Annotated in this window: 10 protein-coding genes and 3 pseudogenes; 5 read left to right on the forward strand and 8 right to left on the reverse strand. The window is 61.3% G+C overall.

The features are described 5' to 3' along the window. Positions 1–981 precede the first annotated feature (981 nt). The 3 genes and pseudogenes from ACFYP3_RS34895 to ACFYP3_RS34905 all read right to left on the reverse strand — a co-directional run. Positions 982–1,890 (reverse strand): hypothetical protein, encoded by a 909-nt coding sequence (locus ACFYP3_RS34895; protein WP_388841761.1) that lies wholly within the window; start codon positions 1,888–1,890, stop codon positions 982–984. Positions 1,891–3,308: 1,418 nt separating this feature from the next. Beyond that, complete coding sequence (locus ACFYP3_RS34900; RefSeq protein WP_388841764.1) at positions 3,309–3,647, reverse strand: helix-turn-helix domain-containing protein; 339 nt, start codon at positions 3,645–3,647, stop codon at positions 3,309–3,311. A 218-nt stretch (positions 3,648–3,865) separates the two neighbouring features. Further along, positions 3,866–4,335, reverse strand: a pseudogene (locus ACFYP3_RS34905) (transposase); the annotation flags it as partial. An 81-nt stretch (positions 4,336–4,416) separates the two neighbouring features. Between ACFYP3_RS34905 and ACFYP3_RS34910 the strand changes: the two are divergent. Then, on the forward strand, positions 4,417–4,644 hold the full coding sequence (locus tag ACFYP3_RS34910; RefSeq protein ID WP_388841787.1) for a hypothetical protein: 228 nt from the start codon (positions 4,417–4,419) through the stop codon (positions 4,642–4,644). Positions 4,645–4,660: 16 nt separating this feature from the next. Further along, a complete protein-coding gene (locus ACFYP3_RS34915) occupies positions 4,661–5,119 on the forward strand; it encodes a transposase (protein WP_388841767.1) in 459 nt (152 codons plus the stop codon). Here ACFYP3_RS34915 and ACFYP3_RS34920 read toward each other — a convergent pair. Next, a complete protein-coding gene (locus ACFYP3_RS34920; protein WP_388841770.1) occupies positions 5,070–5,285 on the reverse strand; it encodes a transposase in 216 nt (71 codons plus the stop codon). The genes ACFYP3_RS34915 and ACFYP3_RS34920 overlap by 50 nt on opposite strands. Positions 5,286–7,323: 2,038 nt before the next feature. On the opposite strand from ACFYP3_RS34920, the gene ACFYP3_RS34925 reads away from it, so the two are divergent. The 3 genes from ACFYP3_RS34925 to ACFYP3_RS34935 all read left to right on the forward strand — a co-directional run bounded on the left by ACFYP3_RS34925 (position 7,324) and on the right by ACFYP3_RS34935 (position 11,992). Then, positions 7,324–8,676, forward strand: coding sequence for a PAS domain-containing protein (locus ACFYP3_RS34925; protein ID WP_388841773.1), 1,353 nt, complete (start codon positions 7,324–7,326; stop codon positions 8,674–8,676). A gap of 1,218 nt (positions 8,677–9,894) precedes the next feature. Next, positions 9,895–10,677 (forward strand): ParA family protein, encoded by a 783-nt coding sequence (locus ACFYP3_RS34930; protein WP_388841776.1) that lies wholly within the window; start codon positions 9,895–9,897, stop codon positions 10,675–10,677. Then, positions 10,667–11,992, forward strand: a complete 1,326-nt coding sequence (locus tag ACFYP3_RS34935) for a plasmid pRiA4b ORF-3 family protein (protein ID WP_388841779.1) — start codon at positions 10,667–10,669, stop codon at positions 11,990–11,992. Before ACFYP3_RS34930 ends, ACFYP3_RS34935 begins: the two co-directional genes overlap by 11 nt. 317 nt (positions 11,993–12,309) lie before the next feature. On the opposite strand, the pseudogene ACFYP3_RS34940 reads toward ACFYP3_RS34935, so the two are convergent. From ACFYP3_RS34940 to ACFYP3_RS34955, 4 genes and pseudogenes are all read right to left on the reverse strand, one after another. Further along, positions 12,310–12,528, reverse strand: a pseudogene (locus ACFYP3_RS34940) (transposase); the annotation flags it as partial. 189 nt (positions 12,529–12,717) lie between these two features. Further along, positions 12,718–12,921: pseudogene (locus ACFYP3_RS34945) on the reverse strand (transposase); the annotation flags it as partial. A gap of 2,183 nt (positions 12,922–15,104) precedes the next feature. Continuing rightward, complete coding sequence (locus tag ACFYP3_RS34950) at positions 15,105–16,478, reverse strand: LCP family protein (RefSeq protein WP_388841785.1); 1,374 nt, start codon at positions 16,476–16,478, stop codon at positions 15,105–15,107. Positions 16,479–16,575: 97 nt separating this feature from the next. Beyond that, positions 16,576–16,809, reverse strand: coding sequence for a hypothetical protein (locus tag ACFYP3_RS34955; RefSeq protein WP_388841782.1), 234 nt, complete (start codon positions 16,807–16,809; stop codon positions 16,576–16,578). Between the last annotated feature and the right edge of the window lie 1,163 nt (positions 16,810–17,972).

The raw sequence follows: 17,972 nt of genomic DNA on the forward strand, positions 1-17,972 counted from the left end.
AGCCAGCAACTCCCACTCGAAATCGGTCAGTTCATGGCGACGGATCACGAAAAACATGATCCACCATCGAACGATCTTTTGAAGACGGACCCTAGCAAACGGCCTCGACAGCGTGTCCTTGCAGAGCGGCCCTGTTTGCTCATCCCCATCAGTGCCCGAGTCGTCGCGGGGCCGGGCAACGAGTCCGTTGAAGCCATCGAGGGCAGAGGCAGCCCAGCCACACCCGCCACCCCTCGGCCTCCCAATCCTAGGAGTCACCAGAATCGACCCAGCAAACCACGTAAGGAGCGGCAGAGAGGTCGGAAGGGTTCACGGAGCTTGCATTCGGCGTTGGGTAGCCGCCTGTCTAAGGCAGCTCCGGCTGGGGTGAATGGTGTAGTCCTTAGCCGAGGTTCAGGGCTGGTCGACATTGGTCCCGTGTTGCCCGTGATGCAGCTGGGCTGGCTTGTGACTGGCCCGCCGCCGAAGGCAGGCGCCCGCTACGTCAAAATCAGAGTGCCCCACGCAACCTCCGTAAACTCGAGTACTGCATGAGGGACCGGATGGGTGTTGGAATTGGCCAAGAGCACCACGATGTGCCCACCGAGCCGGACGTTGACCTCGCCCTCAGGCCTCTGTAGTCATTCCAGGAAGAGTTGCTCCGTGCTCCCTCTTCCTTCAACACCGCGGAAGGGGGCAGCCCGAAACTCTCGGCACACCCGTCGGCCCTTGCGATTGGAGGTCCTCGATGCCGCCCTTGCGCCAGACGTGGCGCCAGCGTTCCACCGAGCGCACACGGAGATCCTTCGCGATCACCGCGGAGGCCTCGTACGCCCGCAAACCTCCAACCGGCTCCAGCAGCCCTGTTCGTGAGTCGCCAGACGCGGCAGGCGAGCACGGCGAGCTTGCAGCGGTTGGGGGCCGGCCCCCTCAAGGGGGTTGCAGGGCCCTCGCTTGGGCATAGTCCCAGAGGCCTGCTCGACATGCCCAAGGTACTGATCATCAGATTGGCCGCTGTTCCAAGGCAGTTACGGATCTCCAGACGACGCGAGCAACACGGTGATCGTGGCTGACCACCTGCTCACGCTCACTGTGCACGAGATCGCTAGAAGAGGGACTTTCCGATAGAAGCTGCTGTCGAGAGCTGATGGCTTCGGGGAACGCGATGGCCTCGGCCTGGGCGTAGTCGCGGAGATTTGAAGTCTGAGCAGCAGTTTGGAAACGCGCGCGCATTTCCTCGGCGACACGGGCCTTTTGACGCCCCTCAGCTGGCCGGCCCCGTTCGTCGTCCTCGGAGTAGGCAGCGGCAAGCGTCCGGTTCCACTCCAGCGCGGCCCGTGCCTTTGCAACACAGGCTGCTCGTACTTCCCGCTCGTCGGCCTCCCACTGAGCCTTGAGTGCCTTCCCCGCTTCCTCAGCCTTCTTGACCTCGACCCGGCACGCGGGACACAGCCCGCTGGGATGGCCGGGCCCCCCGCCACTGACCGGACACTCGGGAATCGAGCATGCCCAGGTCTGGCTCGGGCCCTCACTTCTGCGAGTGCGTCCGGCACGATGGTCATCCCGCCGTTCGGCCCGACGCTGGGCGCAGGTTCGGCAGTCTGCTCCAGTGTCAATCATCTGGCCGTCCTCGCACCCGAGGTTTGGGCAGTCCTTCGGTGGGCGGACTAGGCCCACGACCACGCCCACCGGAGAGGAAAGCCCTTTTCCGCCGTAGTGGGCAGCCGCGTAGTTGTGCGACGACCAGCGCCGGGCCACTCGCTCGGTGAGCTGTGAGGCATTCCGGCTGTCGAGTGCAGCCAGGATCGCGTCTCGGATGATGGCGGGGCGCTTCTTCGGTAGCAGCTCGACAAGTTCACGCGGGAGCGCCTCCTCGACCATGCGCACGGCGGCGGCCTGCGCTCGCGTCATGCGTACGCCTTTCCCCTGGCCTGAGCCACGAGACGATCGCGCATTGCGGGACGCGGCGAAGCCGCTCTTGTTCACACGCGCACTACTGCCTGTAGATGCCCTACGGGCGTCAGCAGCGCTCCGCGCCGAAGGCGCGATCTCTTGTTGAGGTGCGTCTAGTTGTCCTTCGTCTAGTTCATCCCCGCACTCAGGGGGTACGGGGCCCCGCTCCCAGGAGGGACGTACCCCCTGAGTGCGGGGTACGGGGCGACCTGCAGGTTCACACGACTTACTGGTGAAGTCGCGCGTTTCCTCAGGCGAAGACGTACCCCGCTGTGCGGGGGGACGGGGCGGTAGGGTCACGGTCGAGTCGTCGTCGCAGGCCATGGCAACTGGAGTTCGGAATACGGCGAGCACCGGCGGTTGCCATCGAGGGAGGGGAGGGAGCGGGAGGCAGTGCTTGCGGGCGTTCGCACGTTCGGCTTTGACCTGCGCGACCATGCCCTTCATGTATCTGCGACGGGCGTCGAGCCAGGAGTCGAATGCCCTCTCGCGGTCGATACGTTCCTGCTTGCTCTCCTCACGATGCCGGGGAGGCCGGTTCATCGCGTACCAGTCGGACAGTGATCGTGGGCCGGGGTATTCGGCCGGGTGGGTGCCGTGGATGGTGTATCGATTGCGCCGGATGAGACCCGTTGTGGAGCGCTTGACGGTGACAGCTGTGATCAACTCCAGCTCGATCATCAAAGATGTGACCGTATCGTCCTTTGCGAAGCCTAGGAAACGAGCGAGAGTCCGCAAGTTCGGCCACACGTCTTCATCGTCGCGACTTTGGTTCACGTGGGCGGCCATGCCCCAGTACAGGGTCCGAGCGTCGCTGCTGGCGCCGGAGAGGTAGACCCAGTCGCCCACCATTGTGAAAGGAGGGCGGCTTCCCTGTGAGAACTCGAGCTTCGCATCGAGGTCATCGGCGTCGAAGATGCTCACCGCGCATCACCGGCGGGACGCTGCCGGAGACCGCAGGCCGGAAGGCCTGAAAGTCCGATCCAGTAGCCGCTTGCCGCGACAGGCTGGCTGCGCAAGCGCATCGCTGTCTCAACGATGATCTGGCGGGAGGGCGCCCAGGCGGGAAGGCTGGCGAGGTGCATTCGGCCGGAGCGGTGGACAATAGGGGTGATGCGCCTGGTAGCGGCGCTGGTCATGCAGAGCAACGCGAGATCCTTGTCCACTGTGTGGCGTAACCATCCGCGCGCAGACAGGCCGACTTCTACCCTGACCTTGATAGATCTTTGTAGAATGAGAAGCGGCGCGTGGGGTCTGCCCGGCGGGAACCGGGTGGCGCTGACCACAGCTTTTGCAGGAGCCACTCGACGTCAAAGCCGGCGAGGCGAGTGGCTATCGGCGGCCCGGGACGGGAATCCCGGGCTGTTGGTCTTTCTTCAGGCAGCGAGCGCGCCAACCCACGCAGGGAGCGTGCCCTCCCATGCGGCGAGCCCCTTGGCGGAGCGGATCGAGTCGACGCGTGAAGGTTGCAGTTCTGAGAGGGCGTCGTTTGGTCCGGCGATCAGGCTGGACGCAGCGATCTGCCAGTGGTCCGCCAACCGGCCCAAGTCGGCGATGGTCCAGAGGCTGTAGCCACGCTGGCGGCGGCTCACCGTGTCCGTCGTTAAGCCGATCGCTGCCCCGAGGTCTGTCCAGTTCTCTCCAGTGACGACCAAGACGGCGGAGACACTGCCGCGTACCAAGCTCTCGACCCTGTGTGCTGCATTCCTGCGCACAGGATCCTCCTTCCCATCACCCGGCACGACTTTTCGTCGTGTTGCGCCGGAAATTTATCGGACCTTGATGGCTTGGTGAGTCATCGGTGGGCGCGTCACGCTCTGATCTGCCGATACCTGGAGCAGTTTCACCCGTTCGCCTAGGTTGGCCGTGGTTGACCTAAACACTGTGGGTGCTGGAATGAGCGTCACCCACCTCCTGAACCGCCGCGGTGTGTCATGCAGGCGAAGGCGGAGAGAAACGTGGCGGTTTGAGCTGCCGTTTCCGTCCCTGGGGTGCGGGCGCGCCGTGGATCGAGGTCCCAGGCGACGTGGTCGTGAGGGCGAGGCCGGCGTAGGAGGCGAGGTGGGCGGCCCTGGGGAAAAGTTGTGCCGTCGCCGACGGTGACCAGCAGGACGGCGGCGGTCCTGACTCCGACTCCGGACATCGTCAGGACCGGATAAAGAGGTGGGCCTCCAGAAGAGCGCTGATCTGGGCCTCCAGGGCCCGGCGCTGATCGTGGACCGCGGCGAGCGAGCGGGCCAGTGACGGGATGACCACGTCGAGCGTGCTGGTTCCCGGAATCACGACGCTCTATTCGTCGAGGGCGGTGGAGACGTCGTCGACCAGCCTCTGTGCCATCCGTGGGGCCTTGGGACGGATCACCTCGACGAGTCTGCGGCGGCCAGCTTTCCGCAGAGCTTCTGGACCGGCCTGGCCAAGGTCCCCGCCAAGGCGTGGACGCCCGCGCTGGACGCGAAAGGCGACCCCCGGGAGGACGCCGCCCTGGTGGAGATCACCGACCTGCTCGACCTCTCGGGCTGGCCGCCCGGTCTGCGGATCGTTGTTCGGCGCGAGCCGGTCCACCCCATGTACACCAAGGACCTCAAGCCCTACGAGCAGGCGACCGGCTTCCGTTACACGGTGATCGCCACCAATACGGTCGGCCAGCAGTTGCAGTGGCTGGACGCCCGGCACCGGGCCCACGCGCACGTCGAGTCCGGGATCGGCAGGTAGGTCGCAGGCCCTAACCGTGCTGCGACTGCCGTCGTTCAAGTTCGCCCTCAACCAGGCCTGGTGCACCCTGCTCGCCCTGGCCATGGACCTGCTGTCCTGGCTGCAACTGCTCGCACTCGACGGCCGTCTCGCTCGTGCCGAGCCCGCCACCGTCCGCAGCGACCTGTTCGACGTCCCCGCCAGACTGGCCGAGCACGCCCGACGCCGCGAACTCAAACTCGACCCGCCTGTCCCGCCATCGGGCTTCTCGTTACCGCCTGGAACCGGACCCGGCCCTGCCCGACCCCGGCTGACCACCACGCCGCCGCCCCAGCCACCGGAAGGAGGAGAGCGCCAGCCCCCTTGGCGAGTGGACGCCGACGACCGCCGCGACGACACGCGGCCCACCGCTCTGCCCCACAGCAACCAGCCCACGGAGCGAACTACTAGAAACCGGGCACCCAGCCGAACCGCTCACCCCGGCGCGCGCACGTGAACGATCGAGGCTTGAGCTTGTTGAAGACGGCCCGCAGCTTCGGTTCGCTGTTGGGCATCGGTCTGTCGAAGACCTTCTTCCCGGCCGGGGTCAGCCCGTGACCGTGGTGGGCTGTCTTGCCGACGTCCATCCCGAGGAACACTCCTTCGCCTTCGGTGTCTAACATCGCACCGTGTGAAGGTGTTGACCGTGCCGGCCTCGGCAATGGCCACCGTGCTCGCGCAACCACGTTGTGCAGACCTGCCGCCCATGTCTCTGTCCGGCATTGCGCCGGACCGGGCGGTGGCCGGGTCTCTCGTCAGCGTCTGTGACGACACCTTCCAGGCCCGGCGACACCACCCCCCAGGCCATCCGTTCGACAGAAGGGGAACCAGTCATACCGGGCTCGGAGGCCGGCGGCCCCATTGCAGGACCGCGAAAAACATAACGGCGGTACCAGGCCGCCGCCGTTGGTTGTCGGAGGATGATGTTGGAGCTGGGCCAGGCGGGGTCCACTGTGCAGGGGCCGGGGCAGCGGGCATAGATCGTGGTACTCGTTGTGGATCAACCAGATCGAGCGGTGGTTCGCTGAGCTGTACCGCCGCTGCATCGAACGCGGCAGGTTCGGGCCCCTTGACGATCTCGAAGCCGTATTAGAGAACCGGATCAAGGTCTGAAACGACGACGCCAGCCTTTCAAATGGTCCAAGACCGTCGACCGGATTCTCGACCGCGTCTGCCGCTACCGCGGCAGGGTCTCTAAATCAGATCACTGAGTTTCTTCAGTGTTGCCTCTCCAGGGTGAGGACGGCATTGGTCATTGACGTGAGCGTGTTGAAGCGGACGCGGGCTTCGTGGAAGATGCCATGCTTTGAGGCGGGCGAAGGATCGTTCTACGGGGGAGTGGAGCCGGACGTGTGCCCGGTTGACGGACTTCTCTCTGATGGTGAGCTCACGGTTTCGGCGCTTCTTGAGGGGAGCCGCGAAGGTTCCGCCGATTCCCTGGAAGGCCTTGCCGCGAGGGCGGGGAACTTCGGACGGCCACAGATGGTGACTTTTTGTGGTTACGGGCGGCCGTGATGTCCGCGGCCCGGCCGGGAAGGGCCGCGAGTACCAGCTGAGTTCAGCTGACCGGGCCGGTCACTGTCTGGATGTTCACGCCGTGCTTGCGATGCTTGCCGGAGTACCGGAGTGGTCGTCCTGGCCGTTGCCGACGCGGTCGCACTCGGCGAGCGTGCTGCTCCCCACCTGCCGCTGGGAGGTACCTCCAGGCCCACGACGCACCGCACCGCACCGCGTTGGTAGGGACGCCCGAGTACTTCTCCACTACAAGGCATCCACGATCTCGCGATGCACGGCAGCGAATCCGCAAGAGACGGCTCAGCGCCCCCGAAGGGAGGAGGATGCCTAGTGCTCGCCGAACAGCATCCTGATTTGGAGCTAGTGGAAGAGCTGGCCACATGCGCTTGAAATAGTTGCTGTTGGTGCTGGGCATGCAAGCCCAGCTTCTCGACGGTGGCGGTTGCGGGTGTTCACGCTCGGCGAGGACAATGCAGATAGGGAGCCGGCGCGGTGGAGCCCGTTGTTTGATCATGTGTCTGGCTAACGCACGTGCCGTGCCCAGGTCTCCGGCTGGGCATGGCACGTGCGTCCATGATGACCCTGCTGCGGTGCTAGCAGGGCTTTAAGGTTCGCGGCAATGAAGCGGCAATCCTTGCTTGGTCATTGAAGCACCTGGGTATACGGCACGTCACGGATCGACGCGATCACCGCGGCGTGCCGCGTGTTCTGAATGGCCAGAGTCCAGCCAACGCGGCCCTCACGGGCCGCGTGCAGCAGCGCTCGACTGGCACGGTGCGTGTGCCGAGACGTGGGCGAGGCGGTGCTTGCTGCCCGCAGGCGCGGGGCCGATCCGGGCCTGGCCGACTTTGTGGCCCGTCTCGTGGTCCGGACATCGCTGGATCGATCGACCAGTCGATCTGGCCCGTCGCCCGCAGCTTGGCGTGAGTACCTCAAAACCGTGATGGCATTGAGGTACAGAAGACATGCCCTGGACAAACATCCCCGAGAGGAGCCAATGACGACGTGGCTGGAACTCCCAGCATGGCCACACCCACAGAATAGAACTATTTGAGTTTCGGATCAGATAGCCTGCTCCTGCGGTCCCTCTCTGCCTCTAACCTAGAAAGAACCAGATTTCCCAGCAGCACGCACATAATCAACTTCGTGAGCAATTACGGTCATATGAATTTTGACACTATTTCATCGCTGCCGCTTTCTGGCTTTCCAGTCAGGGTGTGGATGACCGATCTGGAGCTCCGCCTCGTCACTTCCATTGGAAGCCCAGGGCTGGACCAGCATTTCTCAACCTCCGGCATTGCAGTGTCTGGCCGCGAGGAGGTCGCCTATGACGTGGAATACCCGCAGCATCCAGATGTTTTTGCTCATCTCCGGGCACGAAATGGAGAAAGAGTCACTTGGCGGACGGGGCCCGAGGGCCGCATCCATGCCTGTGTTGCTCCGATTTTCTCCGCAGACAAACAGGTAACCGGAATTATCGGATTCGCTGTCGACTATGGAAGGGAAGCGGACGAAGAGCGGCGCCGAAGAAGCGTGGAGTCTCTCCTGCGGCATCTGTTGCAGGCCTTCCCGTCCCCTGTGTCGGTTATGGACGGCGATGGACGGGTCATGCTCGTTAACGCAGCATATTTGCACGCGGTGGGAAAAAGCGAAGATGAAGTGGTTGCACGCTCCGAGCAGCCTCCCGTTCCTGCCCTGCCCTCGCCTGCGCACGGCCTGCCAGACTCTCCTATGTCGACTAACCATCAGTCTAATTGGATCGGAGCCAACGGAGAATCGTTTCAGTCTCAGATCGTTTCAGTAAAAAATGCCGGCGGCATGGAAATTTCCCTTCATGTCGCTAGTGATTTGACGAGAGAAGAGGCTCTTAGGGTCGAGCTGGAGAAATACTCTAGACATTTTGACCTCATTTTTGACGTCGCCGGCAGGCCCCTGGCTATCCTGGGCGACGCCGGCGAGATCGAACAGGCTAATAGGGCGTTCGCGGGAATCTTGAATGTTTCCAAAGGCAAGCTGCTGGGTACGTCAATCGACCGATGGATCGGAGCCTCATCTCGTACGAATTTCGGCGTGATACGGCGCAGCGTCCAAGCTGGAGACCCCAGTAGGCTGAATGGAGTCCTCCTACAAGGAGAGAATGCCCCAGGGCTCTTGGCCAACATTTCCGCCTTTAGATTTATCGGACTAGGGGATTCGTCCTCAGTTTTGATTGCGATCGATGAAGTAGATCAATTTCGAGACCAAACTCCAACGACTCGCGCTAGCCTCGCGGTCCAAGAGATCGATGCCCGGATTCTCGAACTACTTGCCGCAGGGCACAGCAATTCAGAGATCTCCTTTATGCTGCGCCTGAGTCGGCAAGGTTTGGACTATCGACTCAAATTGCTGCGTGTCCAGCTGGACGCCTCAAGCAGGGGTGAGCTGGTGGCACGTGCCTACTCGCTTGGGCTTTTTAGCATCTCACAGTGGCCGCCAGTCTGCCGTAGGCCGGAAAAATAGCGCCCCGAAGAATGAGTAGGAGTCGAGATATTGGTCTCCCTACTGAGTCACAGAGAACAGCATCAGGAATGATATTTTATGAGTCAATATCGGCGATGAGCAGACCTTGCAAGGTTGATGCTGCGACCTCGCGCGGATAGGAGAGAGTGGAGTTTTGGGATTCTATAGCGAGGTTCCGCTGTTGGTAACAATGGACCAAGAAATAATCCAGAAAGTTAGCCTCTGCGGCCGCCGCTGTTTCTCCTTCAGGCATGCAGGTGTCTTTGCTGGCAAGACGTGGCGAGAAATTCGGAGCATCAGCTGTTCGCAACTGCAGAGTGTAGCCAGCTGAGCTGGTGCCGGGGTACTGGGGATAAGCAGACGGCTCGCAGGGGTCGCTCTCGTCCGTTCCGCTGTGAAGTTCGGTGTGAATTCGAACCCCAGGTGTACTCGTTTGCCAGCGTGCTCTTCGCTATGGACGTCTCTGTCAGCTCACAAATTGGGGTGTCCACTAAAACGAAGCAAAGATTGCTAACCCTAGGTGGAGAAGAAGCCATAGTGAGTTTCTTCACGACCGCGCTAAACCTAAACCAGCTAATTTGCGCCCACAGTATCGATTGACTGGATTCGTGACCGCTTGAACGCTATCAAGCCTGATCTGGCTTTCTTTCATTAAAGCGAATCCTCGAGATCGATCTTGCAGCATACAGACGATAGTGCCGGCAGCCCGGCCACAGGGGGCGCGCAGCGGGAAGCACCAGTAGATCCCTTCGACGTCGGTAACCCGAATTTACAGACGCGAAAAATTGGACGGGACTGACCAGGCAGAGATTTATGTTGCCAGGAGCACTGCCCCTGGTTCAGCATTGGCGGAACTGCCTGAACAAGGTCTACATCAGAGCCTGGACAGTGAAACGTCCCCTTGCCACCCCGGATACCGTCTTGCCGTGGACCACGGATGGTCCATTTGATCGGCATCCGTCAGTCCCCTCGGAGCTAACCGCGTCAGTCACCCTAGCCCTATTTAAACCCAATTATGGTTAAGCTTGGGTTCGACAGCTTTCGATAGGCGCGGGGAATCAATGACAAGTATCATAGTATCGCGCGATCTTCGTTTGGTCGCGCAATAGTGACCTTTTGTCGGGCGTTCCAGCCCGTGCACTTCTCGTGCAGTCCCTCAATGGGGACGCGCAAATAGTATACTAAACTAGAAAAACATCAATTGAGAGTAACGCTGAAATGACCTTCACGATTCTCGCGCAGAGGGAAACCAATGCGATCGGACGTCGAATTGCGCCATTTCCAATTCAAGAGCCTGACGTAATTGCGTCCCTTGCATACAAGGGGGGAATTGGGAAAACCACACTAGCCGAGGAGCTGGCCCAGGTTCTAGACGCGGTGGCCGTCGACTTTGATTGGTCAAAAGGTGGCCTCACGGCGGGTTGGGGATATCGAGAGGAGGAACGCGTCGGTATCCCGATCTTGGACTCCTTCGAGGGCGGCAAGGTTCCAACTCCAATCCGTGGAGGTGGGAGGAAACCGGATCTCATTCCCGGGCATACTACTTTCGCAGAACATCAACCGTCGGCTGAAAAAGTGGCAGAGGATGTCAACCGCTGGGCGCAGGAACTGCGTCGCAGACTGGTAATTGACACTCATCCCGACGCCTGCCCATCCACCAACGGTGCCATGGCTGCGGCCCGCGTGGTAGTTACGCCGGTGGTACTGCAAACGCGAGAAATGAGGTCGTTGGAGCAGTTGCTACAGGAGGCGAGCGATTATCCACTTCTTCTCATTCCGTATATGGTTCCCAGGTCTCCCTCTCAATGGGCGATCAACGAACTTAGGCGACTTTCCGATGTATACAATGTTCCAGTTGGCCCTATGGTCGGGCACTACGCTTGGATTGCAACGAGGCGTCTACGCGTAGCCATTTGTTCTGAACCCGTAGCCAAGAAGCAACTCCCATTTGTGGAGGAGATTCGCGAAGTGGCAAAGGCGGTGCTGAAATATGGGCGGTAATGGAATTGATCAGCTTCAGCAGCGAAAGGACCGCCGGAAATCACGAACGCCGCCCCCGCCGCCGAAACACTCGAAAGCTACCGTAGCGGTCGGCTATCTCGATCCGACAATTCCGTCCGGCCGAGCCAGTGTTGAGACAGCAGGACCAGCGGCAAGCTTCCCGAAGCCTAAGCAAAATAGGCTGCCAAGTCAGGGCCAAAATCCTGGTGCCTACACTGAAGAGGAATTTACTCCCCGCCTCAGTCAGGCAGATTATGCAGGAAAAGCGGCAGCTGCAGAACCGCTCCAACATGGCCTAGGAAAAGGTAATCCCGGCATTGACGAAACTTCGCCAGCTCGACGGCTAGTATTGGCCTATCTCGGCCAACCCCCGTCTCCAGAAGCGCATTTCGCAGCTCACTCTTGGTTTCGCGACCGAGGAGTAGAGGGCGCAGTTGATGAACTCCTTGAACTGGCAGTAGCAATGGGGCCGAATGGCCGTGATGCAGTTCTTGAATTGATCTCCTTGCGCGGGACCGAGGCAGATAAAATTCTACGGCGTAAGTGCCCTCCCATTCTACGTCCTTGGCTTCGCTCTATCACTGGATCAGAAACCGAAGCGGATGATTCGGTATGGGAAGAGGTGCAGGTTTGGCTGGCGGTAGAGGAGATCGTACGAATCCTTGAATCGCGGGGAGCCGGCGATGCGTACACTGCTGTGTGGCGACGCGTTGCGAAGAACGCGAAAACCACGTTTAGTAAGATTCTTGATGATATTGTGCGCACAGGGCACCCCGAAGCAGAAATGCTAGTTCAGCAGGTTAGTAAAGTACACGTCACGGCCCCTGCGAGGAAGAGTCCTTCGATATATCGGCTGAAGATGGATCTCGCCTACAGTCGATTTCCTGTGTGGCGATCTGTTGTGCTGCCAGCTGACGCAAATTTAGAATTACTTCACGAAGTTATTCAGATCCTTATGGGTTGGGGCGGCGGCAACGATGCTCACAGGTTTGAGTTGCAAACTCGTCCGCCTGGTGAGCCGTCTAATAATTTCCGTGTACCATCCGTCGAATATTTGACCCGACTTGACGATGTTTTTGAGGTCACGAAAGGGGAACGAATTGCTTACGACTATGCCGGCTCCTGGAGGGTGTACATTGCCGTGGAGGAGGTAGACGTGCAATCCGGGCAGGAAATGTGCGATCCTCTCTGTGTCGAAGGGGTCGGATTTCCAGAGGTGTCCGACAGTGCTCAAGATCCACCTAGCGGTGATTTCGATGTGGATTTCATGAATGCGCGCCTTTCCAGTGCCCGGCTGCTCATGGATCGTACCTGAGAGTGCCGGGCTAAGAAAACGGCAGATCATGCTACTGCGAGGTCGGCCGATGACCCGGTAGAATCATCGAGCTTTATCAGGAGTGATCTTCACGGGATGCTGACTGTGGCGATAGGCGTCAGTTTTCTGGAAGCTAATACGGGCTTCGCCGAAATCCGCCGGTCCTGGTGCTGCGCCGGGAGCGGGGCGGTTGAGTTACCTCTGTTGGCGGTGAGGTCTTGACTCGGCCTGCACCTGGCTGGAACGGCGGCGTGTGATCCGCGTCTGTTCTGTAGGCGGTGTAACTGGCTTGTTTTCTGGGGTGAGATTTGGTTGTTGGTGAGGCGTTCGTCGAAGGTGATGTCGAAGGTGTGGAGGGCGCGCTTCCAGCGGGTGGTCCAGCGTTTGCGTGCGGTGCCGGTGGGGTTGGAGGGTCGTCGTCGCGAGGTAGAGCACTTCAGCGCGGCGTTCTCGGAGGGGAAGTGTCCGCGGGCCCAGACGGCCCGGCAGATGCGGGCGTTGACGGACTCGATGGCGTTGGTGGTGAAGATGATGCGGTGACCGCGAGGGCCACGTAGATGGTGCGGTTGGCGGCCTGGCGCTCCCGGATCCTCACGTTGATGCAGCATGAGCGCGGTCCTGTCCAGCGCTGACAACGCACTCGCCGAGTCCTTCAACGCGACCTTCAAACGCGCGAGCCTGCATGGACGAAAGAGTTGGCCAACCGAGCGCGAGGTCCGACTGGCGGTGCTGGTTCCCGGCCTGGCACCGGCATCGATCTCGGTCTGGCGCACCCATTTGCGCAGCGTCTCCGCGCTGCCGATGCCGAGCTTGCCGGCGACCGAGCAGATCGCCGCCCACTCGGTTGGATGCTCGGGCCGGACCTCAGCCACCAGCCGCACCGCACGCTCACGCAGCTCGGCCGGATAGTTCCTCGAAGGACGTGACATGGACTCCACCCGCCGCCGACACTCCCGCCTCGGACAACGATCACCGATCGCTTTCGAGAACGCCCTCCAACTCACAGCAACTACGCTGGCACAAGCCGCATAGCCCGTGTTTAAGATTTGAGGTCAAGGCCCGTCGCCGCACCAGCGGGTGGCGATGGCTGCCGGCTCGGGCTGGAAGTCGCGAAGGACAGGGCCAGGACGGGTGGCCGCGTGTGGGCCGGGAGTGGTGCGGTGTAGTCGTCTGCGGTGCCGGGGGCCGGTCAGGCCGGCACCGCTTCAGCCGTGCGTGCCGGGGGCGGCCCCAGCCGGCACCTTCGCGCTGCAGGACGGCATGGTAGGTCCCGCGGGACTGCTGGTCGGCGGGGATCTGCCCGGTCGGCTCGGCGTCCCGCACCGGGCGGGGTCCGGGCGGCGAGCTGTCCTGGCCTGACCCTTCTCGGCTTCCCGCCGGAGCCCGCCGCGGTCGGTACCCGTTGGCGCGGCGGCATCACCTGTATCTCCACTGATGGGGGCTCGCATCGCCTCTCGCCGCACCGCAGTATCCGAGTGGAGCGAGAGCCGGTACAACTTGCACCGCCTCCACAGCAGCCCCGCCGAATACGAGACCACCCCTCGCTTCCAGCCATCCGTGGACCACCAGCTACTGACCAGCTTCCCCTAGAGAACCGCGAATATGGTCCTGCTGAGGTTGAGAATGCAGAGTCAGCTTTGCTGCTCTTCCTGCCACGGACTCCGCCGATGCCTGAGCCGCAACTCCTTGGCGACGACCCCACGTCTTTGCTGAGACCCGCTGCCGAACTTGTCAGGTGCTGCCATCTGGATCCGCTCGCGGAAGGCTTTTCACTGGATGGTCAGACACCACCCCGATACCACCCGCTTCAGGGGTACCCGCGGCGGTCACAAGTTGTCAGCCCACGACACCACCGCTACAAGGTCAGGTGGCGTGAGCGCCAATGCCCACCCTCATGTCTGCATGTAGGTTGGCTACGCTACCTTCAGCTGCGGCCGCGGATACGAAGAGATGGGGGTCTGATTGCTCCCAAAGCCATCAAGACGGGTTAAAGCGTGGCAGCCACAGGCCGGTGATGGAGCACGCCCTCCATTTGCTGGTCGGCTCTTGCTGATCCAACTTTCCGCTATGTCGGACGAGGTCGCAATCAATCGGCTTGGTCGGTCGCGCGTCGTCCGACAGGCAGTACAGCGTGCAACGGTCCCCGGCGCCGACCTCTGGTCCCGGCTGCCGCAATTACATCCAACATGCGTGCCGGATACCATGTCCGCCTGCTGAGATGGTATTGCCGCTGGACACCGGTTCAAGTAGGAATAAAGTCTGCTGGCCAGGCGCCCAAGGCTACTGCCACGGATTTTGCCCGGACATGGCAATCACCGCGCCATCAGATTTATGCGAGATGATCCACGGGTGGGCCGCCTCTTCCTGTGACCGAGCCACCGTCATGCAGAACGGCTACACCACCATGACCGATGGCTCTTGGTAGATCTACGATTCTTCGCTCCTCTTGAGGACCTCACATCGCAGGATGCTTATGATGACAGAACGGAAAGATTGAGCAAAGCATTCCTCCGTTCCCGCTGGGACATCTGCCGTGTGACACATGTCTTGGACTTGAGTGGCCAGGGAGATCAGATGGGCCAACGCGTCACCGAGGTCCATGTATGCAGCATCTAATGCACGAGAATTCCGGTTCCAGTCCAGGGAGGCCGTCGTCGGCCTGCCGTGGTGGATGCGCGGCATCGCGCCCTCCTCTCATGGCTTCCGGCGGGACTCGAGCCACGCCGGACCGTTGAATGCGCTAGAGCTAATACGCGCCAATTTTAGCCGAACCGTCCCTGGTTGCTCGAAAACGGACATGTCCATTTGGCTATGCTTGGCTCTCGGCATGTTGGAGGGTGGCGGCGCCAGAAGCGCCGGGTCCGCTGAGGCGCGTACGTTAGCGGACCCTGCCGAGAGCGCAGGTTCCACCTCCGAGTGGCGCGTAAGGGAGGGAGGGTTTTTGCAGACACAGCGGGGTGGTTACGTCACATGCGAGGCCGACGGGCACGCCTCCGGCATAGAGCCCGGTGTAGTGTGGCACTGAAACTCTGACGAGCAAAGCCGCCTCTTACTGAACCCATCTCGTGCGAAGAGCGCTCCACGACGGAAGAGGGTCAAGCGCCCTTCAACATCAGCCGAACAACCCGGCGTAGTCGGCGCCCACTGTGAGAGTGACGACTTTCGGTGCGGCGCCTGGGGTCAACTTGGGACCGGTTGCTGCTTTCAGGCGGGTGACGAAGGCCCTCGCGTGTGCCTCGAGGCCCGGCGGGTAAGTCACGTTGGTGTGTGCAGCTTTCTGTCGAGCGTCGCCTATCGCGGTCACGTCGTAACCTACGGTGCGTAGCTCGGTGGCTATGGCAGCCGCCTTGCCGGGTGTGCCAGTGCCGTCGATTATCAGGACCTTGATGAATCTTGCTGCGATGCGTGCCCCTGCCTTGAATTGTTCCTCCGTGATCTCCTGGTCCTTAATCAGGGCGGTGAACAGATGCCGAGCCTGGGGGTACTGCCACGAGACGTTAGCCTTATCGGCGGCGAAGTCGATTTCACGCGGGTAATTGGGGACGGTGAGGAAGGCGAGATGGCCCTTGGGGATATCTAAGAGTTTGGAGGTGAGACCGTAGAGTGCACGGACGCTGGCCAGGGCCTTGTCTGCCGTTATGGATTTTGTGGCAGAGTCTATAAATCTGTAGAGGTCGTCTGGGCTGGAAAGCTTTGTCTGCGCTTTGAGCGCCAGGGCGTGCGCAAATTCCTGCTGACGTTCGATACGGCCCAGGTCGGAGCCGGCGCTGGAGCGTGTACGGACGTAGCCTAGGGCCTGTTCGCCCTTGATGGTCTGACAGCCAGCTTCGAGGTCCAATTGGGCCTTCTTGTCGCGGATCGCTTGCCTGGGGCAGATTTTGATTCCACCGATAGAATTGACCATGTCTTTGAAGCCGCGGAAATCGATGCTGATGAAGTGGTCGATTTGTAGACCGATGTTGTGCTCTACAGTCTTGATTGTGCAGGCGGCTGCTCCGCCAGCGCCAACCCCTATAGCATAGGCAGAGTTGAGCTTGAAGTAGTGGGGGGCGGACGCGACGCCGTTCCCTCTGTCACAGGCGGGTATCTGGACCCAGGAGTCGCGGGGGAGAGAGACTACCGCCGCCCATTTCCGGTTTGCAGCGATGTGAAGGATCATCACCGTGTCTGACCGCATGGTGGTCACGCCCTTGCCATACTCGGCGTTAGCACCCTCTCTGCTGTCGGATCCGACCAGCAGGATGTTCTCAGCGGCGGGGCTGACGTTGACTGGGCGTCCGCCGCCGAGCTTGTCGTTGATCTCGGTAAGGCTGATGTTGCTGTTCAGATGCTGGTAGAGCCAGCCTCCGGTGGCCAGGAGGAGGAGGGGGGGAATGCCTGCCCACAGCGCGATGCGACAGCGTCGAGTCGCTTTGCGGTTCTTGCGCTGCTTTTCGTCCTGTCTGGCGCCGGTTTTGTCGTGGGGGGTGCGATAGGTTGTGTGAATGTCCACTCTTTCATCTCCTTCCACTGTGGGCCTCGAGATCGGACCGTGTTGAGTGGCAGCCAGCTCCGGCGTGTCTAGTTTGTATGGATCGCGCCTGTCACAAGCGATGGTCGCTTCGAGGATGGGGGACGAGGGTGGGGGCGGAGCCGACCACCGTCTGGAATTCGCCCGATGAAGGATGTCGCAGCTGTGCCCGCCTTCTTTCCGCTTCAATGTATTTATAATACGTCTTGGTCTGGCGGGTGGATGGGCCATGTCCGAGGACGGCGAATGCGGCGATGCTGCAGGCTGCCGCAAGGATGAGGCACTCAACAACGATCAAGATCGTCACGAAAGTTTGCCTTCCTTCCTGGTGTGTGTTGTTTTGGTCTTATTTCACCGCGACTTTGGGGGGAATTACGGTGCGCCACAGATTTTCTGGCCATGTTTCAGCCATCCACAGTAATGATCACGCGGTGCGGAATATGCGGAGTTGCAATTTGTGGGCCAGCAGTGCGAGGGAGGCGGCCCCGTGAACGGCTGGGCGTTGGTGATTCTCTGGGCTGGGGCGGGCGTGGTGGCAACGACGAGGCGCTCGTGGACGGTCCACTTACGCAGTGAGGGCGGCTGCTCCAAGAATTAGGAGGTGATAGTTGCCGCCAGTTGTGAGTGGAGTCATGACTACCCTGTTCCTCAACCTTCTGGAGATAGAGCGTGGCGGCAGGGGGAGCAAGGGCAGCTCCCCCACGCCCTGGCTGTCTACCTGATAAGAGGGCGCTGTCGGCGGTTTGTGACGCTAGCCCGCGGCTTCGCGCAGGAAGCGGTCGCGCGACCCGACGCACACGGCGTCTACATGGAGACGGTGAGTGCCAGTCCTACCCGGTCGTGTCCGCCTCCGTTCCAAAGTGCTGAGGTTGTTCAAATTTTGCCAAACCGCCTCGACAGGGCTGCCGAGCCGAGCCAGGCCGCAACAATCGGCCAGCGAAGCGTTTTCGGCGCCCTCGGGACGGGGCCGACGATCCGGATCGGCAGGATCGGCAGACCAACCGCTGTTCCCGACAGGCTTGCAGCGGCACAGGAGTGACCATGCCGACCTGGCGACGGACTTCCACGAACGATGGGCCGAAGCCGCGGTCAGCGCGCACAGGCGCGTTGCGCCGGCGCCATGGCTCATATGAGGATGGACATTTAAGGCAAGCCATGGGTCTGAGGAGGCCTGCCGAAGGAAGCGGCGATTCCCGCCCGTCGCATGCGTCTCGTAACGGCAGGAAGTAAACGGCAGAGCCAGGCGTCGCCGCGCTCACGTGGTGAATTGCAGGTGCGAGCGACTCCCCTCTCGGAACCACTTCTGGCCTCCGGGAAAGGGGCGTTGTGCACCGATCTGCCCCCGAGCACCTACTCGGGGGCCTGTCCAGCAAACGGCTCTGTCTCACATGCGGTGGTAACGCTGAGTGGTGGAGGTCGTTGTAGTCGGTGTGATGGATGTCAACGAGCTTGTGCAGATGGTGTTTTCGG

Source organism: Streptomyces sp. NPDC005533 (assembly GCF_042871845.1).
GTDB lineage: Bacteria > Actinomycetota > Actinomycetes > Streptomycetales > Streptomycetaceae > Streptomyces.